General features: G+C 67.5%; 25 protein-coding genes and 1 pseudogene. 5 read left to right on the top strand and 21 right to left on the bottom strand.

Features of this window, described 5'->3' with window-relative positions:
* Positions 1 to 30 precede the first annotated feature (30 nt).
* The 5 genes from coaBC to zwf form a co-directional block, all read right to left on the bottom strand.
* Complete coding sequence (gene coaBC / locus G6N15_RS18300; RefSeq protein WP_083085804.1) at positions 31 to 1272, bottom strand: bifunctional phosphopantothenoylcysteine decarboxylase/phosphopantothenate--cysteine ligase CoaBC; 1242 nt, start codon at positions 1270 to 1272, stop codon at positions 31 to 33.
* A gap of 14 nt (positions 1273 to 1286) precedes the next feature.
* Positions 1287 to 1610 carry a DNA-directed RNA polymerase subunit omega gene (gene rpoZ, locus G6N15_RS18295; RefSeq protein WP_083085802.1) on the bottom strand — a complete coding sequence of 108 codons (324 nt, stop codon included), beginning with the start codon at positions 1608 to 1610 and terminating at the stop codon, positions 1287 to 1289.
* Between the two features lie 67 nt (positions 1611 to 1677).
* Positions 1678 to 2304, bottom strand: coding sequence for a guanylate kinase (gene gmk / locus G6N15_RS18290; protein ID WP_083085800.1), 627 nt, complete (start codon positions 2302 to 2304; stop codon positions 1678 to 1680).
* Positions 2305 to 2312: 8 nt separating this feature from the next.
* On the bottom strand, positions 2313 to 2630 hold the full coding sequence (gene mihF / locus G6N15_RS18285) for an integration host factor, actinobacterial type (protein ID WP_003920181.1): 318 nt from the start codon (positions 2628 to 2630) through the stop codon (positions 2313 to 2315).
* Between the two features lie 427 nt (positions 2631 to 3057).
* Positions 3058 to 4521 (bottom strand): glucose-6-phosphate dehydrogenase, encoded by a 1464-nt coding sequence (gene zwf, locus G6N15_RS18280; protein ID WP_083085797.1) that lies wholly within the window; start codon positions 4519 to 4521, stop codon positions 3058 to 3060.
* A 152-nt stretch (positions 4522 to 4673) separates the two neighbouring features.
* Between zwf and G6N15_RS18275 the strand changes: the two genes are divergently transcribed.
* Positions 4674 to 5081, top strand: a complete 408-nt coding sequence (locus G6N15_RS18275; RefSeq protein ID WP_083085794.1) for a TOBE domain-containing protein — start codon at positions 4674 to 4676, stop codon at positions 5079 to 5081.
* A gap of 4 nt (positions 5082 to 5085) precedes the next feature.
* Here the strand turns inward: G6N15_RS18275 and pyrF are convergent, their stop codons facing one another.
* From pyrF to pyrR, 7 genes are all read right to left on the bottom strand, one after another.
* Positions 5086 to 5910 carry an orotidine-5'-phosphate decarboxylase gene (pyrF, locus tag G6N15_RS18270; protein ID WP_083085793.1) on the bottom strand — a complete coding sequence of 275 codons (825 nt, stop codon included), beginning with the start codon at positions 5908 to 5910 and terminating at the stop codon, positions 5086 to 5088.
* Positions 5911 to 5912: 2 nt separating this feature from the next.
* Positions 5913 to 9260 (bottom strand): carbamoyl-phosphate synthase large subunit, encoded by a 3348-nt coding sequence (gene carB, locus G6N15_RS18265; protein WP_083085790.1) that lies wholly within the window; start codon positions 9258 to 9260, stop codon positions 5913 to 5915.
* Positions 9261 to 9345: 85 nt separating this feature from the next.
* Complete coding sequence (gene carA / locus G6N15_RS18260) at positions 9346 to 10473, bottom strand: glutamine-hydrolyzing carbamoyl-phosphate synthase small subunit (protein ID WP_083086028.1); 1128 nt, start codon at positions 10471 to 10473, stop codon at positions 9346 to 9348.
* Complete coding sequence (locus tag G6N15_RS18255; protein ID WP_083085788.1) at positions 10473 to 10973, bottom strand: PH-like domain-containing protein; 501 nt, start codon at positions 10971 to 10973, stop codon at positions 10473 to 10475. Before G6N15_RS18255 ends, carA begins: the two co-directional genes overlap by 1 nt.
* A complete protein-coding gene (locus tag G6N15_RS18250; RefSeq protein WP_083085785.1) occupies positions 10970 to 12262 on the bottom strand; it encodes a dihydroorotase in 1293 nt (430 codons plus the stop codon). Before G6N15_RS18250 ends, G6N15_RS18255 begins: the two co-directional genes overlap by 4 nt.
* Complete coding sequence (locus tag G6N15_RS18245) at positions 12259 to 13215, bottom strand: aspartate carbamoyltransferase catalytic subunit (RefSeq protein WP_083085782.1); 957 nt, start codon at positions 13213 to 13215, stop codon at positions 12259 to 12261. The genes G6N15_RS18250 and G6N15_RS18245 overlap by 4 nt, the downstream gene beginning before the upstream one ends.
* Positions 13212 to 13790 (bottom strand): bifunctional pyr operon transcriptional regulator/uracil phosphoribosyltransferase PyrR, encoded by a 579-nt coding sequence (gene pyrR / locus G6N15_RS18240; protein WP_083085779.1) that lies wholly within the window; start codon positions 13788 to 13790, stop codon positions 13212 to 13214. Before pyrR ends, G6N15_RS18245 begins: the two co-directional genes overlap by 4 nt.
* 135 nt (positions 13791 to 13925) lie before the next feature.
* Here pyrR and G6N15_RS18235 point away from each other — a divergent pair.
* Positions 13926 to 15216: pseudogene (locus G6N15_RS18235) on the top strand (DUF222 domain-containing protein).
* 38 nt (positions 15217 to 15254) lie between these two features.
* A complete protein-coding gene (locus G6N15_RS18230; RefSeq protein ID WP_083086025.1) occupies positions 15255 to 16460 on the top strand; it encodes a serine hydrolase domain-containing protein in 1206 nt (401 codons plus the stop codon).
* A 126-nt stretch (positions 16461 to 16586) separates the two neighbouring features.
* Here G6N15_RS18230 and G6N15_RS18225 read toward each other — a convergent pair whose 3' ends face one another.
* Positions 16587 to 17147 carry a TetR/AcrR family transcriptional regulator gene (locus tag G6N15_RS18225; RefSeq protein WP_083086022.1) on the bottom strand — a complete coding sequence of 187 codons (561 nt, stop codon included), beginning with the start codon at positions 17145 to 17147 and terminating at the stop codon, positions 16587 to 16589.
* A 202-nt stretch (positions 17148 to 17349) separates the two neighbouring features.
* Positions 17350 to 17742, bottom strand: coding sequence for a hypothetical protein (locus G6N15_RS18220; RefSeq protein WP_083086020.1), 393 nt, complete (start codon positions 17740 to 17742; stop codon positions 17350 to 17352).
* 294 nt (positions 17743 to 18036) lie between these two features.
* Here G6N15_RS18220 and G6N15_RS18215 point away from each other — a divergent pair, with 294 nt between their 5' ends.
* Complete coding sequence (locus G6N15_RS18215; protein ID WP_083085777.1) at positions 18037 to 19065, top strand: aminotransferase class V-fold PLP-dependent enzyme; 1029 nt, start codon at positions 18037 to 18039, stop codon at positions 19063 to 19065.
* 4 nt (positions 19066 to 19069) lie between these two features.
* On the opposite strand, the gene G6N15_RS18210 is transcribed toward G6N15_RS18215, so the two are convergent.
* From G6N15_RS18210 to G6N15_RS18190, 5 genes are read right to left on the bottom strand one after another with little or no spacing between them, the layout of a single operon-like run.
* Positions 19070 to 21844: an aminotransferase class I/II-fold pyridoxal phosphate-dependent enzyme gene (locus tag G6N15_RS18210; protein ID WP_083085775.1), complete on the bottom strand. Its 2775-nt coding sequence runs from the start codon at positions 21842 to 21844 to the stop codon at positions 19070 to 19072.
* A 46-nt stretch (positions 21845 to 21890) separates the two neighbouring features.
* The gene (locus G6N15_RS18205) at positions 21891 to 22280 is read right to left on the bottom strand and encodes an antitermination protein NusB (protein WP_083085772.1); all 390 of its coding nucleotides are present in this window, start codon (positions 22278 to 22280) and stop codon (positions 21891 to 21893) included.
* Positions 22277 to 22777, bottom strand: a complete 501-nt coding sequence (gene nusB, locus G6N15_RS18200) for a transcription antitermination factor NusB (protein ID WP_083085770.1) — start codon at positions 22775 to 22777, stop codon at positions 22277 to 22279. The genes G6N15_RS18205 and nusB overlap by 4 nt, the downstream gene beginning before the upstream one ends.
* 2 nt (positions 22778 to 22779) lie before the next feature.
* The gene (gene efp, locus G6N15_RS18195) at positions 22780 to 23337 is read right to left on the bottom strand and encodes an elongation factor P (RefSeq protein WP_083085767.1); all 558 of its coding nucleotides are present in this window, start codon (positions 23335 to 23337) and stop codon (positions 22780 to 22782) included.
* Positions 23338 to 23351: 14 nt separating this feature from the next.
* The gene (locus tag G6N15_RS18190; RefSeq protein WP_083085765.1) at positions 23352 to 24446 is read right to left on the bottom strand and encodes a M24 family metallopeptidase; all 1095 of its coding nucleotides are present in this window, start codon (positions 24444 to 24446) and stop codon (positions 23352 to 23354) included.
* Between the two features lie 33 nt (positions 24447 to 24479).
* Between G6N15_RS18190 and G6N15_RS18185 the strand changes: the two genes are divergently transcribed.
* On the top strand, positions 24480 to 25154 hold the full coding sequence (locus G6N15_RS18185; protein ID WP_083085762.1) for a B-4DMT family transporter: 675 nt from the start codon (positions 24480 to 24482) through the stop codon (positions 25152 to 25154).
* Here G6N15_RS18185 and aroQ read toward each other — a convergent pair.
* Both aroQ and aroB read right to left on the bottom strand, forming a co-directional pair.
* The gene (gene aroQ, locus G6N15_RS18180; RefSeq protein ID WP_083085760.1) at positions 25145 to 25576 is read right to left on the bottom strand and encodes a type II 3-dehydroquinate dehydratase; all 432 of its coding nucleotides are present in this window, start codon (positions 25574 to 25576) and stop codon (positions 25145 to 25147) included. The genes G6N15_RS18185 and aroQ overlap by 10 nt on opposite strands.
* Entirely contained in the window at positions 25573 to 26658 is a 1086-nt protein-coding gene (gene aroB / locus G6N15_RS18175; protein WP_083085758.1) for a 3-dehydroquinate synthase, read from the bottom strand. Before aroB ends, aroQ begins: the two co-directional genes overlap by 4 nt.
* Positions 26659 to 26777 lie beyond the last annotated feature (119 nt).

The following is a 26777-nucleotide window of genomic DNA, read 5'->3' as shown; positions in this document are numbered from 1 at the left end:
CCGGCCGGCATGGGCGCCACACGATTTGACTTACCCGCTGCCGCTGTGCAGAAAGGCGGCGATTGCGTCCACGATACGACTGGCCATCAGCGTCTTCGAACCGTGTTGCAGCGCCGACTCGGTGCCGTCCGCGGCCAGCAGCCAGCCGTCGTTGCTGTCGACTTCGAACGCCTTGCCCTCGCCGACGGCGTTGACCACCAGCAAGTCACATCCCTTGCGGCGCAACTTGTTTCGCGCGTGGAACAGCACGTCACCGCTCGCGTCGCCGGTCTCGGCGGCGAACCCGACGATAGCCCGCATGTTGGGCAGCTGCCCGTCGGCGCGGGCCCGTACCGCCCCGGCCAGCACGTCGTCGTTGCGCACGAGTTCGATCGCGGGAGGCTCTTGCACGCCTTTTTTGATCTTGGCGGTTGCGACCTGCGCGGGCCGGAAGTCCGCGACCGCGGCCGCCATCACCAGCACGTGGGCGTCGGGAGCGTGCTTGGACACCGCGTCGCGCAGCTGCTGCGCGGAACTGATGTGCACCACCTCGACGCCGGCGGGATCGATGAGCCCCGCGGTGTGTCCGGCGATCAGCGTCACCTCGGCGCCGCGCTGCGCCGCGACCCGGGCCACCGCGTAGCCCTGCTTGCCTGAGCTGCGGTTGCCGATGAAGCGCACCGGGTCGATCGGCTCGCGGGTGCCGCCGGCGGTCACCAGCACCTTGCAGCCGGCGAGGTCGTAGGGCAGCGCGTCAGGGCGCTCGAGCAGTAGGTGGGCGAACGTGGTGATCTCCTCGGCTTCGGGCAGCCGGCCAGCCCCGCTGTCGGCGCCGGTCAGTCGCCCGGATGCCGGCTCCAGCACAACCGCGCCGCGGCGCCGCAGCGTGGCCACGTTGTCGACGGTGGCTGGATGCTGCCACATCTCGGTGTGCATCGCCGGTGCGAACAGCACCGGACATCGCGCGGTGAGCAGTGTCGCGGTCAGCAGATCGTCAGCGCGCCCGGCTACCGCGCGGGCCAGCAGGTCGGCGGTCGCCGGCGCCACCACCACCAGGTCGGCCTCTTGGCCGATATGAACGTGCGGCACGGTCGGAACGTCGTCGAAGACGCCGGTGCGTACCGGCTCGCCCGACAGTGCCTCGAAGGTGGCCGCGCCGATGAAACGCAATGCCGATTCGGTGGGGACGACGCGAACTCGGTGGCCCGCTTCGGTGAGCTGACGAACGACAGTGCACGCCTTGTAGGCGGCAATGCCTCCGGAGACGCCGACGACGATCCGCTTGCGGTCCATGCCGCGACGCCTACTTACTCGCCTTCGGTGTGTTCGAGAAGGTCGGCGTGGATCTCGCGCAGCGCGATGGACAGCGGCTTTTCCTGCAGTCCCGGCTCAACCAGCGGACCGACGTACTCGAGGATGCCCTCCCCGAGTTGGTTGTAGTAATCGTTGATCTGTCGGGCCCGCTTAGCTGCGTAGATCACCAGGGCGTACTTGCTCGAGACGCGCTCCAGCAACTCGTCGATGGGTGGATTGGTGATGCCCAGCGGCGGGTCGTAGGTCACGGTGCCGCCCAAGGCGGGATCGAACTGGTCCGCGGCGGCTGACGACGCGTCGGACTGAGGGGTGCTCACTGAAAAAATTCTCCTGGCGAAGTAGTACGGCGGGGAACGGCTAGCGACTCGAACCAAACAAACCGACTCACGCCGTATCCGGCGTGGTTCCCAGCAGCAAGGATACCAACTGCGAGCACGCAGTCTCCAATTCGTCGTTGACCACGACTTGGTCGAAGTCACCTTGAGCTGCCAGTTCGGCGCGGGCGGTGGCGAGCCGGCGGCGGATCACGTCCGGTGTCTCGGTGCCGCGGCCGACCAGTCGGGCTTCCAGGACGTCCCAGCTCGGCGGCGCCAGGAAAACCAGGAGCGCCTCGGGCATCGCTTTCTTCACCGCCCGGGCGCCGGCCAGGTCGACCTCGATGAGCACCGGATGTCCGGCCGCGGTGGCGTCACGAACCGGCTGCGCGAGGGTGCCCGATCGGTGCAGCCCGCCGTGGATCTCCGCCCACTCGAGCAGCGCGCCGTCGTCGATCAGCTGTTGGAAGCGCTCCGGTGTCACGAAGTGGTAGTCGACGCCGTCGACCTCGCCGGGCCGGGGTGCCCGTGTCGTGACCGATACGCTGAAGTGCAGATCAGAGATCCGTTCCCGCAGGCACCGAACCACCGTCGACTTGCCGACGGCAGAGGGACCGGACAGCACCACCACACGTCCCGCCGTCGCCGGCGCAAGACCTTGGTCGCGCTCGCCGTCCGGTCCCCCGTCGGCGCTCATGGGTCGGGTTAGGCGGAGCCGAACTTTTCCAGCAAGGCCTTGCGCTGCCGATCACCAAGGCCACGCAGCCGACGGGTCGGCGCGATCTCCAGCTCGGTCATGATCTCTTGCGCCTTGACCTTGCCCACCTTCGGCAGCGCCTCGAGCAATGCAGACACCTTCATCTTGCCCAAGACCTCGTCGGTCTCGGCGTCCTTGAGCACTTGCTTGAGGTTGGTGCCGCCGCGCTTGAGCCGATCCTTGAGTTCGGCTCGCGCTCGACGTGCGGCAGCAGCCTTCTCCAACGCGGCGGCGCGCTGCTCGTCGGTCAACTGGGGAAGGGCCACGATTCCTCCGTCTCATCGATCTTGTTGGTCTCAGCCGGGTACACCAGCCAGCGGAGACGACCGTACCCACGCTGACTGACGAAATCTAACCCGCCCCCCTGGTTCCGGCTACAAAGGCCCAGCGTGCGGGCGCGTCGACGACCTCGCGTGACCTCGCTGGAGCCCGCGAATCGCAACGCGCCGGCCACTGCTGCGACTTGCGCCGCAAGCCGCGAACATGCTGTCTAGCAGGCGTTTTGGGTGTGTTCGCGAGCGTCGCGGCCAGTAGACCGACGCCACCCCTGACCGCGCGCGCGGCCGTTGCGGTCGAATCTTGACCGATTTCGCACGTCGCGGCGTGTCGCGCGTGTCGCGGGGCTACTCGCTCATCAACACGCAGACAACTACACAGCGTAGTAGACGCGGTATAGCTGGTCGACCGGCAGGCCTACTTCCCTCCGCGCCAGCCTCGATCGAAGGGAAGCCGCCAGGCATGCGGCGCAATGAGCTGGTGAATGGCGTTGGGGCCCCATGAGCCGACGTCGTAGCTGCGCACCGGCGGCGGCTCGTCGAGCAGCGGCTGAGAGACCTCCCAGAGCCGCTCGATGCCTTCCGCGGTGGTGTACAGCGTGTGGTCGTCGTGCATGGCATCCAGGATCAGCCGCTCGTAGCCTTCGAGCACGTCGCGCACGGCCTCGGTCTCGGCGATGCCGAACTGCAGGCTCTGCTTGTCGAGCTTCATACCGGGCCCGGGGCGTTTGCCGTAGAACGACAGCGACACCTTGGACTCGTCGGCGAGATCGAAGGTGAGGTGATCGGGGCCGTGCAGCCCGATGCCGCAGCCGGGCGGGAACATGCTCTTGGGCGGTTCGCGGAACGCGATCGAGATGATTCGCTGGCCCTCGGCCATGCACTTGCCGGTGCGCAGGTAGAACGGCACGCCCGCCCAGCGCCAATTGTCGATCTCGCACTTGAGCGCCACGAAGGTCTCGGTGTCGGAATCCGCTGACACACCGTCCTCCTCGCGGTATCCGCGATACTGGCCACGCACGACGTGGGTCGGGTCCAGCGGCACCATGGACTCGAACACCTTGTTCTTCTCGGCGCTGATCGACCGCGAGGCCAGCGCGGTCGGCGGCTCCATCGCCACGAACGCGAGAATCTGGAAGAGGTGCGTGACGACCATGTCGCGGAAGGCGCCGATCGGCTCGTAGAACGCCGCGCGGCCCTCCAGGGACAGCTTCTCCGGAACGTCGATCTGGATGTGGTCGATGAAGGTCCGGTTCCAAATCGGCTCGAACAGGCCGTTGGCGAACCGGAACGCCAGGATGTTCTGCGCGGCTTCCTTGCCGAGGAAGTGGTCGATGCGGAAGATCTGCGATTCGTCGAACTTCTCATGGATGGAGGCGTTCAGGTCGACCGCACTCTGCAGATCGGTGCCGAACGGCTTTTCCATCACCACCCGGGCGCTCTTGACGAGTCCGGCGTCTTCGAGTGTCTGCAGCACCGGGATCACGGCTTTCGGCGGAACGCTCAGGTAGTGCAACAGCCGTACTTCGCCGTCTAGGTGCGCGGCCTGCTCGTGCACGGCGTCCGAGAGCGCGCCGGCTCCCTTGCCCTGCGGGACGTAGCGCAAGTTCTGCAGCCACTTGTCGAGGTCGTCGCGGTTGACCTCGCGCCGGGAGAACTCGGCACATGCTTCGCCGGCGAGCTTGCGGAAACCGTCGTCGTCGAGGTCGTCGAGCGACGTGCCGACGACCCGCAGTTCGGGCGCCAGTTTGGACATGCACAGGTGGAACAGGCCGGGAAGCAACTTACGGCGAGCCAAATCACCTGTGGCGCCGAACAAGACGACGATGTGCGGGGCGGCGCCGGTGGACTTGCCCTTGGTCTGCGATGTTGAGCTGGTCACAACTACGATGTTCCCACTTGATCTCGATGCGACGCGACGAATTGAGCAGCACCGGCTCAGGCCCGTGAGGGTGTTCCGCAAAGACGGTTGGGGGCGCCGCTTTCGTCCGCATAGCGGCCGTTTTTGCCCGGATCGCACGCTAGGGTTTGGCCATGCCGATGATGCGGATCCGGGAAGCCGCCGAGCTGCTGGGGGTCAGCGACGACACCGTGCGGCGATGGGTCGACCAGGGCAGCTTGTCGGTCAGCCGCGACCAGTCCGGCCGTAAGGTGATCGCCGGCGACGAGCTGGCGGAATTCTGGCGGACCAACGCGCGGCCGCTCCCGGCCAATCCGCTGGGTGTGGGCAGTTCGGCGCGCAACCGGTTCGTCGGCTTGGTGACCCGGGTGGTCAGCGACAAGGTGATGGCGCAGGTGGAGATGCAGTGCGGTCCCTTCACCGTGGTGTCGTTGATGAGCACCGAGGCGGCGCGCGAGTTGAAGCTGGAGCCCGGCAGTGTGGCCGTGGCCGTGGTCAAGGCCACCACCGTCATCGTCGAAACGCCGGAAGAGTTCTCCTGATCCGCTAGACCGCGGCGAGGTAGGCCACGGCGTCGCGCATCCGCTCCGCCGCGGCGCGCAGGTCTTCGACACGCGGCCCGGATCGCAGCACGTCGCGCGACACCGCAGGCAGGAGCTGTCCCGGCGCCGCCCCGCCCAATCCGCCGAGCGCCTGGACCTGTCCGCCCTGCGCCCCGACACCCGGCACCAGCACCGGGCCGGCCAGTGCACTGACGTCGGGCGGCTGCGCTACCGTCGCGCCGACCACCACGCCGACCGAACCCGGCTCAGGCAGCCCCGCCCGGTTCAGCTCTGCCGCCGCGTCGACGATCGATTGAGCGACGGTGCGTCCGCCTGCGTCGGCCCGCTGGATGGCCGCGCCTTCCGGGTTGGAGGTCGCCGCCAGCACGAATACCCCGCGTCCGTGCGCGGCTGCGGTGTGCAAGAGCGGTTGCAGGGCGCCGAATCCCGGATACGGCGACGCGGTGACGGCGTCGGCGGCCAGCGGCGAGTCACCCACCCAGGCCTGCGCGTAGGCCGCCAGCGTGGAGCCGATGTCACCGCGCTTGGCGTCGGCCAGCACCAGCACGCTGGTGTCACGCAGTGCGCCGATGGTGCGTTCCAGCACGGCGTATCCGGCGGCCCCGTACGCCTCGAAGAACGCGACCTGAGGTTTGACGACGGCGAAGCCGCCGTAGGCCTCGATACAGATGTCGCAGAACGACGCCAGCCCGTCGGGCGTGGTCGGCAAGTCCCAGGCGCGCAGCAGCTCCGGATGTGGGTCGATGCCCAGGCACAGCAGCCCCCGCTGCGACATCGCGTCGCGCAGCCGGGCGCCGAACCCGGGCATGACTAGCGCCCGCCGTTGGTCAGCGCGCTGTGTAGCTCCTGCAGCGAACGCACCCCGATGTCGCCGCGGATCCCGGCCTCGATGCCCTGCACAGCCGCCGAGGCGCCCTGCACCGTCGTCACGCAGGGAATGTTCATCGCGACCGCGGCCGAGCGGATTTCGTAGCCGTCGATGCGCGGACCGGAGTTGCCGTAGGGGGTGTTGATCACCATGTCGACCTCACCGGCCCTGATCGCGTCGACCGCGGACAACGCCGGGCGGCCAGGACGCGGCTCTTCGAAATGCTTGCGCACCACCTGACAGGGAATCCCGTTGCGCCGCAACGTTTCCGCGGTACCTTCGGTGGCCAGCACACGGAAGCCCAGGTCGGCCAGCCGCTTGACCGGGAACACCAGCGAGCGCTTGTCGCGGTTGGCCACGGACACGAACACCGTGCCCTCGGCCGGCAGCGAACCGTACGCAGCGGTCTGGCTTTTGGCGAACGCGCTGCCGAAGTCGCGGTCGATGCCCATCACCTCGCCGGTCGACTTCATCTCCGGGCCGAGCAGCGAGTCGATGCCGGCGCCTTCGACGGTGCGGAACCGGTGGAACGGCAACACGGCCTCTTTGACCGCGATCGGAGCATACGGCGCCGCGCTTGCCCCGTCACCGGATAACGCCAGCATGCCGTCTGCGCGCAGTTCGGCGATGCTGGCCCCCAACATGATTCGTGCGCACGCCTTGGCCAGCGGAACCGCGGTCGCCTTCGACACGAACGGCACCGTGCGACTGGCCCGCGGGTTGGCCTCCAGCACGTACAGCACGTCGTCTTTGAGGGCGTACTGCACGTTGAGCAGTCCGACCACGCCGATACCGTGGGCGATGGCCTCCGTCGCTTTGCGGACCTTCTCGATGTCCGTGCGGCCCAACGTCACCGGCGGCAGCGCGCACGCCGAGTCACCGGAGTGAATCCCCGCCTCCTCGATGTGTTCCATGATCCCGCCGATGTAGACCTCCCTGCCGTCGCACAGCGCGTCGACGTCGATCTCGATGGCGTCCTCGAGGAATCGGTCCACAAGCACCGGGTGTTCGGGGGATAGCGCTGTGGCGCGGGTGATGTAACCCTGCAGCGTGTCGTCGTCGTAGACGATCTCCATGCCGCGACCACCCAACACATACGAGGGCCGCACCAGCACCGGATACCCGATCTCGGCAGCGATACGGCGGGCCTGGTCGAAGGTCGTCGCGGTGCCGTAGCGGGGAGCCGGCAGCCCGGCAGCGGCGAGCACATCGCCGAAGGCGCCGCGGTCCTCGGCCAAGTCGATGGCCTCCGGCGCGGTGCCGACAATCGGAACTCCGGCGTTGGCCAGCTGCTGCGCCAAGCCGAGCGGGGTCTGGCCGCCCAGTTGCACGATCACGCCGACCACGCCGGGACCGCCTTGTGCGGACTGGGTTTCGGCGTGAAACACCTCCAGCACGTCCTCGAACGTCAGCGGCTCGAAATACAGCCGGTCGGCGGTGTCGTAGTCGGTGGACACGGTTTCGGGGTTGCAGTTGACCATCACTGTCTCAAACCCGGCCTGGCTCAACGTGGTTGCGGCGTGCACACAGCTGTAGTCGAATTCGATGCCCTGCCCGATCCGGTTGGGCCCGGAGCCCAGGATGAGCACCTTCGGTTTCTGGTTCTGCGGGGCCACCTCGGTTTCGGCGGCCGGGTCGAGCTCGTAGCTGCTGTAGTGGTACGGGGTCTTGGCCTCGAACTCCGCGGCGCAGGTGTCGACGGTTTTGTACACCGGGTGGATGCCGAGCCGCTGCCGCAGTGAGCGCACACCGTTCTCGCCGGCCAGTTCTGGTCTTAAAGCGGCGATCTGGCGATCCGACAGCCCGCTGTACTTGCAGCGGCGCAGCAGGTCGCCGTCCAGCACGGCGGCGTCGACCAACTCGCCGCGCAGCTCGACCAGTTGCGCAATCTGCGCGACGAACCACGGGTCGACCCCGCAGGCCTGCGAGACCTGCTCGACCGAAGCGCCCAGCCGCAGCGCCAGTTCGATGTCGTAGAGCCGGCTTTCGGACGGTGTGGCCAGCCGCTGCAGGGCTTCGTCGACGCCGCCCGGCGGGTCAGGAGTCGTCCAGAAGCCGGCGCGGCCGGCTTCCAGCGACCGCATCACCTTACCCAGAGCTTCGATGAAGTTGCGCCCCAACGACATTGCCTCACCGACCGACTTCATGGTGGTGGTCAGCGTCGGGTCGGCGCCCGGGAATTTCTCGAAGGCGAACCGCGGCGCCTTGACAACGACGTAGTCGAGGGTGGGTTCGAAGCAGGCCGGGGTTTCTTTGGTGATGTCGTTGAGGATCTCGTCGAGGGTGTAGCCGATGGCCAGCTTGGCCGCGATCTTCGCGATCGGGAACCCGGTCGCCTTGGACGCCAGCGCGGACGACCGCGACACCCGCGGGTTCATTTCGACGACGATCAGCCGCCCGTCGCGCGGGTTGACCGCGAACTGGATGTTGCAGCCGCCGGTGTCGACCCCGACCTCGCGCAGGATCGCAATGGCCAGGTCGCGCATCCGCTGGTATTCCCGGTCGGTCAGCGTCATGGCCGGGGCTACGGTCACCGAGTCGCCGGTGTGCACGCCCATCGGGTCGACGTTCTCGATCGAGCAAACCACCACGACGTTGTCGTGGCCGTCGCGCATCAGCTCGAGCTCGAATTCCTTCCAGCCGTAGATGGATTCCTCGATCAGCACATTGGCGCTCGGTGAGGCGGCCAGGCCGGCGCCGGCCATCCGGTCGACCTCTTCGGCGCTGTGCGCCATTCCGGAGCCAAGGCCGCCCATGGTGAAGCTCGGCCGCACCACGACGGGCAGGCCGAGTTCGGCGACCGTCTCGCGGACCTCGTCCATGGTGAAACAGACCCGGCTGCGGGCCGATTCGCCACCGACTTTGGCGACGATGTCTTTGAACCGCTGCCGGTCCTCGCCGCGCTGGATGGCGTCGAAGTCGGCGCCGATCAGCTCGACGTCGTAGCGCTCGAGCACGCCGTTCTCGTAGAGCGCGACCGCGGTGTTGAGTGCCGTCTGCCCGCCCAGGGTGGCTAGCAGCGCGTCGATCTTGTTGCCGCGCCGGGCTTGTTGGGCGATGACGCGTTCGACGAACGCTGGGGTGATCGGCTCGACGTAGGTGTGGTCGGCGAACTCCGGGTCGGTCATGATCGTGGCCGGGTTGGAGTTGACCAGGCTGACCTGCAGCCCTTCGGCTTTCAACACGCGGCAGGCCTGGGTGCCTGAGTAGTCGAATTCACATGCCTGCCCGATGACGATCGGCCCGGAACCGATCACCAGCACGTGGCGCAGGTCGTCGCGGCGCGGCATCAGCCCTCCCCCTTGCCGCGAGCGTGCACAGTTGTACGCCAATTACGACGTGTCGGCGCACAAACACGCCCGCTCGCGGGAGATGTCATTGGCCGGCTCCCATCAGATCGACGAACTGGTCGAAAAGGTATTCTGCGTCGTGCGGTCCGGCCGCGGCCTCAGGATGGTATTGCACCGAAAATGCGCGCCCGTTGGCCAGTTTGACGCCTTCGACGACGCCGTCGTTGGCGCAGGTGTGGCTGACGACCGCCGGCCCGAACGGGGTGTCGAACCGCTGACCCGCCTCGCCTTCCAAAGCGAACCCGTGGTTCTGCGCGGTAATCGCGACCCGACGGGTGGCGTGGTCGATCACCGGGACGTTGATGCCGCGGTGGCCGAACACCATCTTGTAGGTGGACAGGCCCAGCGCGCGGCCGAGGATCTGGTTGCCGAAACAGATGCCGAACAACGGGATTCCGGCGTCCAGTACCTGACGGGTCACGGCGACGACATGGTCGGCGGTGGCCGGGTCGCCGGGGCCGTTGGACAAGAACACGCCGTCCGGCTCGATCTCGGCGATCTGCTCGAAGGTCGCCGACGACGGCAGCACGTGGCTGCGGATGCCGCGCCGGGCGAAATTGCGCGGCGTATTGGTTTTGATCCCGAGGTCGAGCGCGGCGACGGTAAACCGCTGCGGCCCTTCGGGTTCCACGATGTAGGTGCCGTCGGTGCTGACCTGCCCGGCCAGGTCGGCGCCCAGCATCGGCAGCTGGGCACGCACCCGCTCGATCAGCTCGTCCGGCTCGGCCAGCGCGGCACCGGAGAAGATTCCGGCTTTCATCGAGCCGCGGCTGCGCAGATGACGCACCACGGCCCGGGTGTCGATGCCGGCCACCCCGACGATGCGCTGGCGGACCAGCTCGTCCTGCAGCGTGCTGGTCGCCCGCCAGTTGGAGGCACGCGGCGACGGATCGCGCACCGCGTAGCCGGCCACCCAGATCTTGTCGCCGCGGCTCTCGGCGTCTTCGGTGTTCCAACCGGTGTTGCCGATCTGCGGCGCGGTCGCCACCACGATCTGGCGGTGGTAGCTGGGATCGGTCAGGGTCTCTTGGTAGCCGGACATGCCGGTAGAAAACACCGCCTCGCCCAGTGTCTGACCGATCGCGCCGAACGATGTGCCGGTGAATATGCGCCCGTCTTCGAGCACCAGCACGGCCCTGTCGCGGTTGTTCATCAGCATGCCTCCGGCAGCCAGCGGTGGTACTGGCTGCGGTCGTCGCCGCGAAAGCCGGTGTCGATCTCGGCGCCCGACGGCAGCCGCCATCGGATCGCCAGTATCCCGTCGCGGGTGGTGACTTTGCCGACCATGCCGCGCTCGGTGCGGATGGCGGTGATCGACTCCTGGGGAATCCAGATCGGGCTGGCCTTCGAGCGTTGCACCAGGATTCCCTCGGGATACCGGGTCAGCACCGCCTTGCTGCGGTAGCCGAGATCGCCGACCGCCACCCGGTCATGCCACCTCGGCGCCAGCGTGCAGCCGACGTAGATGCCGGAGGTCGGCGCGACGATCGCCGATCCCACCGTCTCCGGTACCTCGGGCAGGGCCCCGATCAACGCGGCTTGGCGTTCCCCGCGATGCCGCCAGCCGCGCACCATCAGCGAGATCACCAACGCGATCACCAGCGCCAGCACAGCCGCGAAAATGAGCGACCCGATCAACGTCGTGGAGTTCAAGCCGGGCTCTTTCCGTCGCGAGCGGTGAGCTTGCCGCGCAGCAGCGTCGCAGTCACCGTGGCCGGCAACGTCATCGACTCATACGGCGTGTTCGACGAGCGGCTGGCCAGGTCGGACCCGGCGACGGTCCAGGTGGCGTCGGGGTCCACGATCGTGAGGTTGGCCGGCTCGCCCACCTCCAGCGGGCGGCCGTGGTCGGGCAATCCGGCGATGCCTGCGGGGTTCTCGCTCATCACCCGGGCGACGTCCCGCCAGCTCAGCAGGCCCGGCTCCACCATGGTGGCGACCACCACCGACAGCGCGGTCTGCAGCCCGAGCATGCCCGGTCGCGCGGCGACGAACTCGACACACTTCTCGTGTTCGGCGTGCGGGGCGTGATCAGTGGCCACACAGTCGATTACCCCGTCGGCCAGGGCTTGACGCAACGCGGCAGCGTCGGCCGCCTCACGCAGCGGCGGGTTGACCCGGTTCACGCCGTCGTAGCTCGCGAGCCTGGAGTCGTCGAGCATCAGGTGATGCGGAGTGACTTCGGCGGTGATCGAAATGCCTTGCTGCTTAGCCCATTTCAGAATCTCGACAGTGCCCGCGGTGGAGGCGTGGCAGATGTGCACCCGGGCGCCGGCGTCGCGGGCCAGCAGGGCGTCGCGCGCGACGATCGACTCTTCGGCGGCCCGCGGCCATCCGGCCAGGCCCAGCCGGGCGGCGCTCGGCCCCTCGTGGGCGACGGCGCCGACGGTGAGTCTGGGTTCTTCGGCGTGCTGGGCGACGAGCAAGCCCAGGCCGGTGGCGTACTCCAGGGCGCGGCGCATGACCAGCGGGTCGGCCACGCAGTTGCCGTCGTCGGAGAACATCCGCACCTGGCCAGCGCCGGCGGCCATCATGCCCATCTCGGTCAGTTCTTTTCCGGCCAGGCCCACCGTGACCGCGCCGACCGGATGCACGTCGACCAGGCCGACCTGCTGGCCGCGATGCCAGACGTGGTCGGTGACCACCGGGCTGTCGGCGACCGGGTTGGTGTTGGGCATCGCGAAGACCGCCGTGTAACCACCCAAAGCCGCTGCTGCCGAGCCGGTTTCGATGTCCTCGGCGTATTCTCGGCCCGGTTCACGCAGATGGGTGTGCAGGTCGACGAAGCCGGGCAGCAGCACCTGTCCGGTGGCGTCGATCACATCGGCATCTTCCGGAATCGCCAGCCCCGCACCGATATCGGCGATCTGCCCGTCATCGACGAGCACGTCGACGCGCTTGCCCTCCCCGTACGGGCGAACCCGGCGAATCAGCACGCTCATGCCGCGGCTCCTCTTTCCGGGGACTCCGCTCCGACCAAGACATGGAACAGCACCGCCATCCGCACGTGCACACCGTTGGAAACCTGTTGCAGCACAGCCGATTGCGACGAGTCAGCCACCGACGACGCGATCTCCATGCCACGCAGCATCGGACCCGGGTGCAGGACCACTGCGTGGCCGGGCAGCAGCGCCTGGCGCCGGTCGGAAAGCCCGTAGAGCACCGAGTACTCGCGCGCGGACGGGAAGAAGCCGCCGTGCATCCGCTCGGCCTGCACCCGCAGCATCAACACCGCGTCGGCGGCGGGTAGTTCGGCGTCGAGGTCGTAGGAGACGGTGACCGGCCAGTCGGCAACCCCGACCGGCAGCAGCGTGGGCGGCGCGACCAGCACCACTTCGGCGCCCAGTGTGGCCAGCAGCATGACATTGGAGCGGGCGACCCGGCTGTGCAGGATGTCGCCGACGATCACAATGCGCCGGCCTTCGATGCCGCCGAGCCGCTGGCGGATGGTGAGCGCGTCCAGCAGCGCCTGCGTGGGGTGTTCGTGGGTGCCGTCGCCGGCGTTGATCACCGACGGGCCACCTTGGTCGGTGGCGGTCCAGTCGGCCAGCCGCTGCGCGGCACCGGATGCGGGGTGGCGGATGACCAAGGCGTCGCCGCCGGCGGCGCGCAGCGTCAGCGCGGTGTCGCGTAGCGATTCCCCTTTGCCCACCGAGGATCCCGTCGCGCTGACGTTGATCACGTCGGCGCTCATCAGCTTTCCGGCCACTTCGAACGACACCCGGGTGCGGGTGGAGTTCTCGTAGAACATCGTGATGATGGTGCGGCCGCGCAGCGTCGGCAGTTTCTTGACCTCGCGGCCGACCAACGCCTGCGCGAAGCGGTCGGCGTCGTCGAGGATCGCGGTGGCGTCGTCACGGGTCAGGTCGCCGGCGGCCAGCAGGTGTCTGGTCATCGGGAGATCACCACCCCGTCGCGACCGTCGTGTTCGCTCAGCAGTACGTGCACACTCTCGCTGCGAGAGGTCGGCACGTTCTTGCCGACGTAGTCGGCGCGCAGTGGCAGCTCGCGGTGGCCGCGGTCGACGAGTACCGCCAGCTGCACGATCCGCGGCCGGCCGATGTCGCGCAGCGCGTCGAGCGCCGAGCGCACCGAGCGCCCGGAGTACAGCACGTCGTCGACCAGGATCACCAGCGCGTCGTCGATGCCGCCGGGCGGAATGCTTGTCGCTTCCAGGGGCCGCGGCGGCTGCATCATCAGGTCGTCGCGGTACAGGGTGATGTCGAGCGCGCCGTGGTCGACATGGACACCGGAGAACTCGGCGATGCGGGAGGCCAGCCGCTGGGCCAGCGTCACCCCGCGGGTGGGGATGCCCAGCAGCACCACCCGCGGACCGGAGCGACCGGTGTCGTCGAGCGCGGTCTTCTCGATGATCTGATGGGCGATACGGGAAATGGTGCGGCCCACGTCGGCCGCCGACATCAATTCCCGGGATTCGCTGCCTAAGCCGGCGTGGCCCGCAGCACCCATGCGTGACTTGACCTCCTTCTCCGCCTCGCCGGACGGATCGTTAAAGGATGTCGACTGCCCGGCAGCCTAGCATTGCCGGCACCTGGGCCCGCATTGCGGTCAACGTGTCGGTCGGGTCGTGTATGATTCGAAATTATGTTCGAAGATAACGCCATGGCGGCAGTAGACCCCCATGCCGACGAGGCGGCGCTGATCGCACGCATCGCCAAGCTGGAGCGGGTGAAATCGGCTGCGGCCGCGGGTCAAGCGCGGGCGGCCGCGGCGCTGGATGCGTTGCGGCGCTCGAATGAGGCTGCTGCGGGGATTCCGGCGAACCAGCGGGGGCGCGGGGTGGCCAGCGAGGTCGCGTTGGCGCGACGGGATTCGCCCGCGAGGGGCGGGCGGCACCTGGGCTTCGCAAAGGCGTTGGTGTACGAGTTGCCGCACACGCTCGCCGCGCTGGAGGCCGGGCAGTTGTCGGAGTGGCGGGCCACGTTGATTGTGCGGGAATCGGCCTGTTTGGACGTCGAGGACCGCCGCGCGCTCGATGCCGAGCTGTGCGCCGACATGTCCGCATTGGACGGGATGGGTGATGCGCGCATTGCAGCCGCGGCACGGGAGATTGCCTACCGGCTCAACGCGCAGGCGGTGGTGGATCGCGCTGCGAAGGCGGCCTCCGAGCGCACGGTGACAATCCGCCCGGCCCCGGACGCCATGACCTGGGTGACGGCCCTGCTGCCCGTTCCGCAGGGCGTCTCGGTGTACGCGGCGCTCAAGCGGGCGGCAGACACGACGTTCGATGGCCGCACGCGCGGCCAGGTGATGGCCGACACCTTGGCGGAACGCGTGACCGGACGACCCGCCGATGTAGCCGAACCGGTTGCGGTGAACCTGATCATCTCCGACGAGACGCTATTTGGCGGTGACTGTGCCGCAGCGGTGATCGACGGCTATGGCCCGGTCCCGGCCGCCGTGGCTCGCGATCTGATAAGCGGCGCAGCTACCGACGCCCGGTCGCGGGCCACGCTGCGCAGGCTGTACCGCCATCCCCGCTCCGGCGCTTTAGTGGCAATGGAGTCGCGGGCGCGCCGTTTCCCCAAGGGCCTGGCCACCTTCATCGGTTTGCGCGATCAGCGATGCCGCACGCCCTACTGCGATGCCCCGATCCGGCACCGCGACCATGCCCAGCCGCACCACCGCGGCGGACCGACCATGGCGGCAAATGGACTCGGCTTCGTGTGAGCGCTGCAACTACGTCAAGGAATCGCCCGGCTGGCACGTCAGCACCAGATTGGACGAAAATGGCTGGCACACAGCGGAATTCACCACGCCCACCGGAATGCATTACCACTCGACGGCACCGCCGCTACCCGGAGCATTCATGGTCATGGTCAGCGAAGTCGAAACCCGAATCGGCATCGCCCTGACCCAACTGCACGCCGCCTGACTGGCTTGTCCACGCGCGGCGCACACTATTCTGATCCGGTGAATCTCGACGGCAATCAGGCTTCCATTCGGGAGGCCTGCGAAGCCGGTCTGCTCGCCGGTGCGGTGACGGTGGTCTGGCAGCGCGGAAATATGTTGCAGATCAACGAGATTGGCTATCGTGATGTCGATTCCGGGCTGCCGATGCGGCGCGACACCATGTTTCGTATCGCGTCGATGACCAAGCCGGTCACCGTCGCCGCCGCGATGAGCCTGGTCGACGAGAGCAAGCTGGCGTTGCGCGACCCGATCACCCGCTGGCTGCCGGAATTCGCCGACATGCAGGTGCTCAACGACCCGAACGGCCCGCTCGAGCGCACGCATCCGGCGCAGCGGGCCATCCTGGTCGAAGATCTGCTGACTCATACCAGCGGGCTGGCATACGGCTTCTCGGTCACCGGGCCGATAGCGCGGGCGTATGTTCGGCTGCCGTTCGGCCAAGGCCCGGACGCCTGGCTCGCCGCGCTTGCCGCCTTACCGCTGGTGCACCAGCCCGGTGAGCGGCTCACCTACAGCCACGGCATCGACGTGGTCGGTGTCCTGGTGTCGCGGGTCGAAGGTAAACCGTTTCACCAGGTGCTCGACGAGCGCATCCTGCAACCGCTCGGTATGCGCGACACCGGCTTTTTCGTCCCGCCCGAGAAGCGGTCCCGCGCGGCGACCATGTACCGGCTTGACGACGACGACCGGCTGCAGCACGACGCGATGGGGCCGCCGCACGTGTCGCCGCCGGCGTTTCCCAACGCTGGCGGCGGATTGTGGTCGACCGCCGACGACTATCTGCGGTTCGCGCAGATGCTGCTGAACGACGGCACGGTCGACGGGGCGCGGGTGCTCTCGGCCGAGTCGGCGCGGGCGATGCGCACCGATCGGCTCACCGCCGAGCAGAAGCGGCATCCCTTTCTGGGCTCGCCGTTCTGGATCGGCCGCGGGTTCGGGTTGAACCTGTCGGTGGTGACCGATCCGGTGAAATCGGCGCCGCTGTTCGGGGCGGGCGGATTGGGGACGTTCAGTTGGCCCGGCGCGTACGGGACGTGGTGGCAGGCGGACCCGTCGGCGGATTTGATCCTGCTGTATCTGGTGCAGAATCTGCCGACCCTGTCCTCGGACGCCGCGGCTGCAGTCGCCGGAAACACCTCGCGCGCCAAACTGCAAGCGGTGCAACCGAGATTCGTACGCGGCACCTACCGCGCGCTGGGGCTCTAGCGCCTACTGGGAGTCAGATCATGCCGGGACCACTGTCGAGTCCGCGGCCATAGCGAGCTGCGCGGCAACTAGCAAGCAGCTCGAGCAGTTTCACCGCAGTGAGCGCAGTTTCGACGAGACGGGCGGCTAGTGGCGCAGCATCACTTCCAAGAACCGCTCGCGGTGCCCGGCGGCCTGCGGGTTCGGTCGCGAACCGGACAAATGCAGAAAGCCGATGCCGGCGGCGAAGGTGGCGTTGGCCCGCATGTCAGCCTCTTCGGAGTCGAAGCCGTCGTCGAGGAACGCCTGGCGCACCGCGGCCACCACCCGGCGGTCCGATTCACGGACCGCAGCCGCTACGGCGGGCTCCGAGCGAGCCCATTCGCGCATCGCGCGCTCCAGGATCCAGTGCCGGGGCCCGACCATCGCGGTCAGCATCCGCGACAGCCGCTGACGCGGCGGGTCTGCGGAGAGCGCGTCGAAGAATCCGCGATCCTCGTCGCGGACCGCGGCCCAGGTGTCGATGAGCGCGCGGCGGTAGGTCTTCATGTCGCTGAAATGCCAGTAGAAACTGCCTCTGGTCACACCCAGGCGGCGGCACAGCCGATCGATCGTGAGGGCCTTGATGCCCTCTTCCGCGAGGAGTCGGAAACCGGTCTGGATCCAGTCGTCCACTTTCAGGCGGGGATTGGTTGAGCCGCCCGAAATCGTCACGCTAGGCAAGCGTAGTCAGTCCGAGGGCAACAAATTGCCGTAATTGGACGCTGATGTCATTAGCTTCGCCGCGCGTCGCGGGGACGCCTAACCGCCTGTGGCCTCGGTTGCCTATTGCGTCAAGTGTCTAGCCACTGCGAAACCTCGGCGGATTTTTCGCCACAGGCTCACGCTGGATGCATTCGTAACGGGTAGGTCACCGGGTCGCGCGGCGGTTCGCTACCGCGATGATGACCGGAATGTCGGTGTTCTCATCGGTGTGGTAGCTGGCGCACACCCGGTGGTAGCCATCTGCGATTTGCACCGGAACGCCGGTCTGTAAGTCGCCGCGGATCAGAAGAATGGGCGACAGCGGATGGCCCTTTTTGATTTTGGACAAGTCGGAGGCTACGTGGGGATTGTCGACGGGAAGCAGCCGTAGCCGCGCAGCACGAAGGATGTCTTTGGCCTTCTTGTGCACGATCGATCCGGCGCGCAGCTCGTCCGTGAGCGTGGTGACCGTTTGCGGATCGGCAAGCAGGGCAAGATAGTCGGCGGCGGCGGGAAAGTCGTGCTCCTCAGGCCCGTCGAGCCATTTCACCTCAGGCATCGGGTACTTCCTCACTTCAGTGGTCGCCGAATCCACCGCGGACACTACCTCCCTCAAGACGGCGCGCATCAGCTCGTGTGGTATGCCTGCCCCCATCTCGGCGATCTCTGCGCGCATGCGCTCGAAGGTGCGTACTGCGATCGACAGCTTGGCCGCGGTTTTGGGCTGGGCCACATAGGGTCTTCTTCGAACTTGACGCCGTAGCGCTCGAGGCGCCGGGCCATGGCACACCCACGGGTGGCGGTCTGGCGGCCCAGCGTGTGACAGCCGGCACGAATACGCAAAGGTGGTGGAGTGACACGCGAGGCTTTCGGCGCCGAGTTCGACGGCGCCGACGGATTCCTGGACACCGCAACCTATGGTGTGCCGCCGCGGTTTGTCGCCGAGGCGCTGCGCGACTGCATCGACTCCTGGCAGCACGGCAGCCTCGAGGTGAGCACGTTCATCGAGCTGATGGCCGCGAGCCGAGCGGCGTATGCCGCACTGACCGGGACGGACCAGCACCGGATAGCCGTCGGCAGCAGCACCTCTTCTCTGATCGGTCTGATCGCTGCGTCGATACCGGACGGCAGTCGGGTGGCCACCTTTCGCGGTGAATACACCAGCGTCGTTTTCCCGTTCGTGGCACAAGCAGCTCGCGGTGTCACCGTCACCGAGTTGCCGCGGGGCCGACTCGAGGACAGCGCCGCAGACTTCGACGTGATCGCCGTCAGCCTCGTGCAGTCCGCCGACGGCGCCCTCCTTGACGTCGACTCGTTGCGCCGCAGCATCGCCGGTGCCGGCACCCTCACGGTGATCGACGCGGTGCAGGCGCTGGGCTGGATGGACGTCGAGCTGTCCTGGGCCGACGCCGCGGTCGGAGCGAGCTACAAATGGCTGCTGGGCCCGCGCGGTGTGGCGTGGATGTCGTTGAGCGACCGGATGTCCGGCACGTTGGTCCCGCACATGGCGAATCCCTTTGCCGCAGAAGACTTATGGTCGTCGCTGTACGGGCTGCCGATGCGGCTGGCCGGCGACGCCCGGCGGTTCGACTTGTGGCCGGCGTGGTTCAGCCTGCTCGGCGCGGGGCGGTCGCTGCCCTGGCTCGCCTCGCTGGATCGGGCCGCCGTCCAAGCGCACACCGTGGGCCTGGCGAACCGGCTGCGGACCGAATTGCAGCTTGCGCCCGTGGATTCCGCGATCGTCTCCATCCCTGGCAACCACTCGGCTGACGCGTTGCAACAGGCCGGTATCCGCGCAGCCGTGCGCGCAGGCGGGGTGCGCGTCGGGTTCCACCTGTACAACACCGAGGCCGACCTCGACCGTCTCTTGGACGCGCTGTAGGCCCTTATCCGACAACGGCTGCCGTTCCCTGCGGCGCAGCCGCGGCAACCGCCTGGCGGGCGGCGGCCATCCGCTTGAGCGATGCTTCGGTGAAGACCGACAACCCAAGCTCGGGGTTGTAGCCGTGGATTTCCTTCACGTCGAGCTCGGCCAGGAAATACAGAATCTGCTTGGAAATCACCTGGCCGGGCACCAGCACCGGGAAACCGGGCGGGTAGGGCACCACAAACGTGGTGGAGACCAACGTCTTTCCGCGGGCGAGCCGCCGGCCGGCCGCACCGAGCTGGACGTGTTCGCGGTCGGACTCTTCATAGCCGGCGTAGAAAGCCGAACGCATGTCGCCGAACGCGCAGGCGCCGTCGGGACGGAACGCGCCGTCGAACTCGCTGAAGTCGGGCAGCGCCGGCAGATTCTCGGTGATCTCCGCTACCCGGCGCTGCTGCAGGATCCGATCCTCTTTACTGGCCGCGCCCTGGCTGCGCTCGAAATCGGTGGCTACCCGACGCAGCACATCGAGCAGGTAATGCACGCTCGACCAGGTGACGCCGATCGTGAAGATCAACAGCACACTGTTGATCGACGTCTTGTTAATCTGGATCCCGAACCGCTCCATCAAGATCTTCTCGCGGAACTCGTATCCGGTCATCCCGGTCTTACCGACGAACAAAGTGACCCGCGTCGGGTCGAGCACGAACTGATCGGAGCGCCAGGCCTCGTTCCACTCCGCCAGCGCGCCCTGCCTGACCTGGCGGTACGAGCTGACCGTCGAAGTCCGGAATTCGTCTGGCACCAGGTCGGATTCGTCGAGGATGCGAAACCACTTGCTGATCAACCGGTCTTTGCGGACGCGATGGCGGAACACCAGCGCCATGTTGTAGACGTAGCGGACCAGCTGGAAACCTTCCATGTCGACCTGCCGGCGCGCCAGATCCAGCGACGCCAGCAGTTGTTGGTTGGGCGACGTGGAGGTGTGCGTCAAAAACGCCTCACCGAACGAATCTCGGGTGAGCGCTTTGAAGTCTTGGTCGCGGATGTGGATCATCGACGCCTGCCGAAGCGCCGACAGCGACTTGTGCGTCGAATGCGTCGCGTACACCCGGACCCGCGCGCGGGTGGGGTCGGGAAGCAGCCGGCGCCGCCCCCATTCGGCGCGCTCAACGCCCTCCATCGAGGCACGCCACTTGCGGTATTCCTTGGCGTAGGCCGGTGACGACAACATCGATTCGAGTTGCTCGGCGGCGATCATCGCGGTGCGCTGCCGCGCCCACGGCACCGCGGTGGCGAACGCGTACCAGGCCTCGTCCCACAGAAAGCAGATGTCCGGCTTGATCGCCAGCACCTCCTCCATCACGCGGCGGGGGTTGTAGACGACGCCGTCGAAAGTGCAGTTGGTGAGCAGCAGCATGCGTACCCGGTCCAGCTGTCCGGCGGCCTCGAGGTCCAGCAGCGCCTTCTTGATCGTCTCGAGGGACACCGCCCCGTAGATGGCGAACGGCTGCAGTGGATAGGCGTCCAGGTACATCGGGTATGCCCCGGCCAGCACCAAGCCGTAGTGATGCGACTTGTGGCAGTTGCGGTCGATGAGAACGATGTCGCCCGGCCGGGTCAGGGCTTGAACGACGATCTTGTTGGCGGTCGAGGTTCCGTTGGTGACGAAATACGTCTGGTTGGCGCACCAGGTGATCGCGGCTTTGTCCATCGCCACTTTGATGGTGCCGTGCGGGTCGAGCAGCGAGTCCAGTCCACCTGACGTGCACGACGTCTCGGCCATGAAGATGTTGCGTCCGTAGAACTCGCCCATGTCTTGTAAGGACTTGGAGTTGAAGATGCTGGCGCCGCGCGCGACGGGAAGCGCGTGGAACTGCCCGACCGGTGCCGCTGCGTAAGCGCGCAGCGCATCGAAAAACGGTGTGGCGAAACGAGTTCGGATGCCGGCCAGCACCGTGCTGTACAGGTCGGTGACGTCGTTGAGCCGGTAGAAGGTGCGGTCGTAGACGTCGGGTTCGTCCTCGGTTTCGGCGGCGATCGACTCGTCGGTGAGCAGATACAAGTCGATGTGCGGCCGCAACTCGCGGATCCACTCGCCGCATTCGATCCAGTCGTAACTGCGATCGTGCGAAGCCTCGTCGTCACCGGGACCCAGCAGCGTGGTCATCAACGGCAACCGGTCGCGGGAGCGCAGCGGCAGGTCGTGGCGGATGATCGCCGCCTGGATCTCGCCGTTGAGCGCGACGGCGGTGACGGCGTCCTCGATGCTGGCCACGACGAGCAATTCGAACTGCACGTCGTCGGCCGGGTCGCGCAGCGCTCGCAGCGCCTCGGCGAGGCTGTCGGGAGCCTCGGCCGGCCAATCATCGGCGAGCAAAACGGTGTAGAAGTGCTGTCGTTTGGCCCGCGCTACCAGCTCCTGATCGGCCAGCGGCGCAGAGGTGTCGAAAAGCGCTGCGCGATCGCCGTATTCGGAGAGCAACCGGACGGCCAGCGACACCTCGTCGGACAGCCGCACCGTTGCACCGTTGGCGAGATAGCCGCGGAACGCCTCGACGTTGGCCGCGCCCGGGTACAGCCAGTAGCGCTCGTATGCACCGAGGCGATTGAGCAGGCGCTTCACCCGCGCGGCCTGGTGGCCGGTGTCCACCCCGGCGCGGCTGAATTCGGCGAGCTGACGGCAGGCGTCGTCCAACAGGTTCCAGGTGTCGATACGCGAGTACGACGGGTTGGCTACCGCGGCCAAGGCGGAAACCCGAAGCCGCCTTGGGTGCTCGCCGTTTCGCTGCATGTCGCCAGTGTGTCGCGCCGGTGAACAGCGCGAGGGCGTTTCGTCGTCAACCGCGCAGTTCGTCGTCGCGGTCGTCGATGCGGCGATTGCTGCGGGTGATGACCATCCACCTTCGAACCGGCAGGTCCCAGCGCCGCTGTGGCAGTTCGGTGACATCGGTGAGCGACCTGACAACGGCCTGCGTCAGGCCCATGATCGCGGCCATCACCGGAAGCAGCGGTTGGAACGGTTTGGCCGCCGAGCGCACGGTGCTGATGCGCCGGGCGACGACGTAGCGCTCGATGCAGTGATATAGCCAGGCGCCGACACCGAGCGCGTAGATCGCCAGCGCCGCCGCAACGACGGCCAGCCCGTACGCGGCGCAGGCGACGGCTCCGAGCACGACGGTCGCCGCCAGCGCGGCGGCGATGACGATGCGCAACTCCAAGCGGGTCATGACTCGGGCCCCGGCTCGCGCGGCGCCGCCCGAACCGCTTGCGAGGCCACGCGGATCTGCGGTGTCACCAACATGATCTGACCCAGCACCCCGTTGACGAAGCCGGGCGACTCGTCGGTGGACAGCTCCTTGGCCAGCTCGACGGCCTCGTCGACCGCAACAGGCTCGGGCACGTCGTCGGCGTGCAGCAGCTCCCACACCGCCACCCGCAGAATGGCGCGGTCCACGGCGGGCAACCGGTCCAGCGTCCAGCCCTGCAGATGCGAGGCGATGAGGTCGTCGATGTGGTCGATGTGCTCAGTGACCCCGCGGGCCACAGCGACCGTGTACGGGTGCAGCGGCGCCACATCGGGATTCGCGTCGGCCAGCGCCGTGCGCGCGTCGGCCATTTCGGCCGGAGTCTGGCCCCGCGCTTCGGCTTCGAACAGCAAGTCGACGGCACGCTTGCGGGCTTGGTGCCGACCTTTCACAGGCCTCGCCGGCTTACCGCCAGGCATGGTCAGGCACGGCCCAGGTAGCTGCCGTCGCGGGAATCCACCTTCAGCTTGTCGCCGGTGTTGATGAACAACGGCACCTGGATTTGTGCGCCGGTCTCCAGCGTGGCCGGCTTGGTGCCAGCACTGGAGCGGTCGCCCTGCAGGCCCGGCTCGGTGTGGGTGACTTCGAGTTCCACGGTGACCGGCAGCTCGATGTACAGCGGTGTGCCGTTGTGGAACGCCACCTGCACCGGCATGCCTTCCAGCAGGAACCGGGCGACGTCGCCGACCAGCGACTCCGGGATGTGGTGCTGCTCGTAGTCCTCGCTGTCCATGAACACGAAGTCCGAGCCGTCGCGGTACAGGTAGGTGGTGTCGCGCCGGTCGACGGTGGCGGTCTCCACCTTCACGCCCGCGTTGTAGGTCTTGTCGACGACCTTGCCGGAGACCACGTTCTTCAACTTGGTCCGCACGAACGCCGGGCCCTTGCCGGGTTTGACGTGCTGGAATTCGACGATCTGCCACAGCTGGCCGTCGATCACCAGCACCAGTCCGTTTTTGAAGTCGGCAGTCGTTGCCACAGTCGGTGACTCTCCTACACGATGGCCAGTTCCTTGGGGAACCGGGTGAGCAATTCCGGTGTGTGTCCGGATGTTTCGTCAGCCACGACGAGGGTGTCCTCGATACGGACACCACCCTGGTCGGGCAGATAGACACCGGGCTCCACGGTCACGACGGAGCCCGCAAGTAGTGTACCGGCGGCCGTCGCGTTGATCCCCGGCGCTTCGTGGATCTGCAGGCCCACCCCGTGACCCAGCCCGTGGCCGAAGCGTTCGCCGTGGCCCGCGTCGATAATCACCTGGCGCGCCGCGGCATCCACGTCTTGCAGGTTCGCCCCCGCCCGCAGCGCCTCGCGGCCGGCCCGCTGTGCGGCGGCAACCAGTTGGTAGATCTCCTGCTGCCAGTCGGCGGCCCGGCCGAGCACGAAGGTGCGGGTCATGTCGGAGTGGTAGCCGGCGACGAGCGCACCGAAGTCGATCTTGACGAAGTCGCCGGCGGCCAGCACCGCGTCAGTGGGCCGATGGTGTGGGATGGCCGAATTCGGCCCGGCCGCCACGATTGTCTCGAACGACACGCCTTCGGCGCCGTGGTCGAGCATCAGGTTCTCCAGTTCGCGGCTCACCTCGCGCTCGGTGCGGCCGGGCCGCAGGCCGCCGCGCTCGATCAAGTCGGTCAGCGCCGCGTCGGCCGCCTCGCAGGCCAGCCGCAGCAGCGCCACCTCGCCGGCGTCCTTGACCTCGCGCAGCGCCTCGACCGTGCCCGAGGCGCGCACCAACTCCGTCGTCCCCGCCTCTGCGGCCAGCACGTCGAAGCCGTCGACCGTGACCACGTGGCTTTCGAAACCGAGGCGCCGCACACCGGCGGCCGCGGCTCGCCGCACCAGGTGACGTCCGCAGGCCCGCTCAATGGCGATCTCGAGATCGGGCGCCTGCTGCGCGGCCTGGGTACGGTAGCGCCCGTCGGTGGCCAGCACCGGAGTCCGGTCGTCGGCAAACACCAGCAGCGCGGCGTTCGAGCCGGTGAAGCCGGACAGGTATCGCACGTTGACCAAGTCGCTGACCAGCATCGCGTCCAGCCCGGCGGTAACGATTCGATCCCTTAGATGGCCTCGGCGCTGGGAATGTGTCACAACCGCTGACGCTACTCGCTACGCTGTGGCCCCATGACTAACTGGAGGCTGCGCGGGCTGGTGTTCGCCGCTGCGATGGTCGTCGTCCGCTTGCTTCAAGGGGCGCTGATCAACGCGTTTCCCACGCAGGCGGGGTTGATCAGCATCGTGCTGGTGCTTTTGTTGTTGATCGCCGCTCTGCTTTGGGGGCTGCGGGACGGTCGCGCCGACGCTTCAGCGGAGCCTGACCCGGACCGCCGCCAGGATCTGGCGATGACGTGGCTGCTGGCCGGCCTGACCGCCGGGATCGTCAGCGGTGCGGTGGTGTTTGTGATCTCGCTTCTCTACAAGGGCCTCTATGCCGGGGGGCTGCTCAACGAGCTGACGACGTTCGCCGCGTTCACCGCGCTGTTGGTGTTCCTGCCGGCAATGGCCGGGGTGGCCGCTGGCCGCTGGCTCATCGACCGCCACGCTCCTCCGCCGCCGAAACATGAGCACCGTGAGGATGACACCGATGTGTTCGACGCGGTCCACGAGGACGAGACCCCGACCGAGGGGATGGCCACGGCCAAGGGCCATGACCAAGAGCAGACCGCTGGGGGCAGGACCGAAGAGCGGCCCTCGTCGGTGGCCACAGCCGAAGGCGAAGAACCCACCCGAGCCGAGCCGACCCAATCCGATGCCGAGCAGACCAGGCGCGCCCCTAGGTCCGGAGACGATCAGCGGTAAACGCTGGCCAGGTAACGCAGCGCGAGCACATAGCCCTGTAGGCCGAGCCCGACGATGACCCCGGTGGCGACCGGGCTCAGGTAGGAGTGCCGCCGAAACTCCTCGCGGGCATGCACATTCGAGATGTGCACCTCGATCAGTGGTGCCCTCAGTTCGGCGCATGCGTCGCGCAGCGCCACCGACGTGTGGGTCAGCCCTCCGGCGTTGAGGATCACTGGTTCTTGCGCGTCGGCGGCCTGATGTATCCACTCCAACAGTTGAGCTTCGCTGTCGCTTTGGCGCACAATAGCTTTCAGTCCGAGGTCGGCGGCCTCCTGCTCGATCAGCGCGCTCAGCTCGTCGTGGGTGGCGGCGCCATAGACCTCGGGCTCGCGCTGCCCGAGCCGGCCCAGGTTGGGCCCGTTGATGACGTTGACGTTCACCGGGCACTCACCTCCGCGTAGGCCGCTGCCAACAGCGATGGGTCGGGGCCTTCGAGCCGGCCGGGTTTGGCCAGCCCATCGAGCACCACGAAACGCAACACCCCGGCGCGGGTCTTCTTGTCGGCGGCCATGATCTGCAGCAGTTCGGGCAATGCGTCGGCCTCGTAGCTGACCGGCAGAGCCAGCGACGTCAGGATGGCCCGGTGCCGGTCGGCGGTCGCGTCGTCGAGACGCCCCGTCAGCCGACCCAGTTCCGCGGCGAACACCAAACCCACCGACACCGCGGCGCCGTGGCGCCACTGGTAGTGCTCGCGCCGCTCGATCGCATGCCCCAGTGTGTGGCCGTAATTGAGGATTTCGCGCAGCTGCGATTCCTTCTCGTCAGCGGCGACGACCTCGGCCTTGACAGTGACCGCGCGCCGGATCAACTCGGGCAGCACGTCACCGGCGGGATCTATTGCGGCCTGCGGGTCGGCTTCGATCAGGTCCAGGATCACCGGGTCGGCGATGAAACCGGCCTTCACCACTTCGGCCATGCCGGCGACAAGTTCGTTGCGCGGCAAGGTTTTCAACGTATCCAGGTCGACCAGTACGGCGATCGGCTGGTGAAACGCGCCGACCAGGTTCTTGCCCGCGTCGGTGTTGATGCCGGTCTTGCCGCCGATGGCGGCGTCGACCATGCCCAGCAGGGTGGTCGGCACGTGCGCGATCGACACCCCACGCAGCCACGTGGCCGCAGCGAAGCCGGCGACATCGGTTGCGGCTCCCCCGCCGAGGCTGACCAGCGCGTCCTTGCGGTCAATTCCGATGCGGCCCAACACTTCCCAGATAAATCCGACGACGGGTAGGTCTTTGCCGGCCTCGGCGTCGGGAATCTCGATACGGTGAGCGTCGATGCCCTTGCCCGCCAGGCCTTTTCGGATCGACTCGGCAGTTTCCGCGAGCACGGGCTGGTGCAGGATCGCGACGCGGTGCCGATCGGCCAGCAGCTTGGTGAGCTCGCCCAGCAGCCCGGTGCCGATGATCACCGGGTAGGGCGGGTCGACGGCCACGTGCACGGTGACCGGAGCGAAACCTGTCATTTGCCGGCCTCGGCGCGGCGAGCAGCGGCCAGCGCCGCCGGTGTGACCGGGCTCGCCGGTGTGACTGGGCTGGGCGGCGGTGACGGCTGGCTGGTCGCCGCCGGGGTTTGCTCAGCCTG

The sequence above is a fragment of the Mycobacterium noviomagense genome (assembly GCF_010731635.1).
Taxonomy (GTDB): Bacteria; Actinomycetota; Actinomycetes; order Mycobacteriales; family Mycobacteriaceae; genus Mycobacterium; species Mycobacterium noviomagense.
Note: the sequence above shows the minus strand (reverse complement) of the source record. Positions and strands in the feature narration are given on the sequence as shown.

Excerpts from the sequence above, each read along its gene's own strand:
- pyrR (WP_083085779.1), bottom strand. The coding sequence starts at position 13,790 with ATGGGTGCTGCGGGCCACGCCGGCTTAGGCAGCGAATCCCGGGAATTG.
- coaBC (WP_083085804.1), bottom strand. The coding sequence starts at position 1,272 with ATGGACCGCAAGCGGATCGTCGTCGGCGTCTCCGGAGGCATTGCCGCC.
- G6N15_RS18205 (WP_083085772.1), bottom strand. The coding sequence starts at position 22,280 with ATGACCCGCTTGGAGTTGCGCATCGTCATCGCCGCCGCGCTGGCGGCG.
- G6N15_RS18250 (WP_083085785.1), bottom strand. The coding sequence starts at position 12,262 with ATGAGCGTGCTGATTCGCCGGGTTCGCCCGTACGGGGAGGGCAAGCGC.
- G6N15_RS18245 (WP_083085782.1), bottom strand. The coding sequence starts at position 13,215 with ATGACCAGACACCTGCTGGCCGCCGGCGACCTGACCCGTGACGACGCC.
- carB (WP_083085790.1), bottom strand. The coding sequence starts at position 9,260 with ATGCCGCGCCGCGACGACCTGCGCCACGTGCTGGTGATCGGTTCCGGG.
- pyrF (WP_083085793.1), bottom strand. The coding sequence starts at position 5,910 with ATGCCCGGGTTCGGCGCCCGGCTGCGCGACGCGATGTCGCAGCGGGGG.
- G6N15_RS18220 (WP_083086020.1), bottom strand. The coding sequence starts at position 17,742 with ATGCCTGAGGTGAAATGGCTCGACGGGCCTGAGGAGCACGACTTTCCC.
- G6N15_RS18185 (WP_083085762.1), top strand. The coding sequence starts at position 24,480 with ATGACTAACTGGAGGCTGCGCGGGCTGGTGTTCGCCGCTGCGATGGTC.
- G6N15_RS18275 (WP_083085794.1), top strand. The coding sequence starts at position 4,674 with ATGCCGATGATGCGGATCCGGGAAGCCGCCGAGCTGCTGGGGGTCAGC.
- aroB (WP_083085758.1), bottom strand. The coding sequence starts at position 26,658 with ATGACAGGTTTCGCTCCGGTCACCGTGCACGTGGCCGTCGACCCGCCC.
- G6N15_RS18210 (WP_083085775.1), bottom strand. The coding sequence starts at position 21,844 with ATGCAGCGAAACGGCGAGCACCCAAGGCGGCTTCGGGTTTCCGCCTTG.
- carA (WP_083086028.1), bottom strand. The coding sequence starts at position 10,473 with ATGAACAACCGCGACAGGGCCGTGCTGGTGCTCGAAGACGGGCGCATA.
- nusB (WP_083085770.1), bottom strand. The coding sequence starts at position 22,777 with ATGCCTGGCGGTAAGCCGGCGAGGCCTGTGAAAGGTCGGCACCAAGCC.
- gmk (WP_083085800.1), bottom strand. The coding sequence starts at position 2,304 with ATGAGCGCCGACGGGGGACCGGACGGCGAGCGCGACCAAGGTCTTGCG.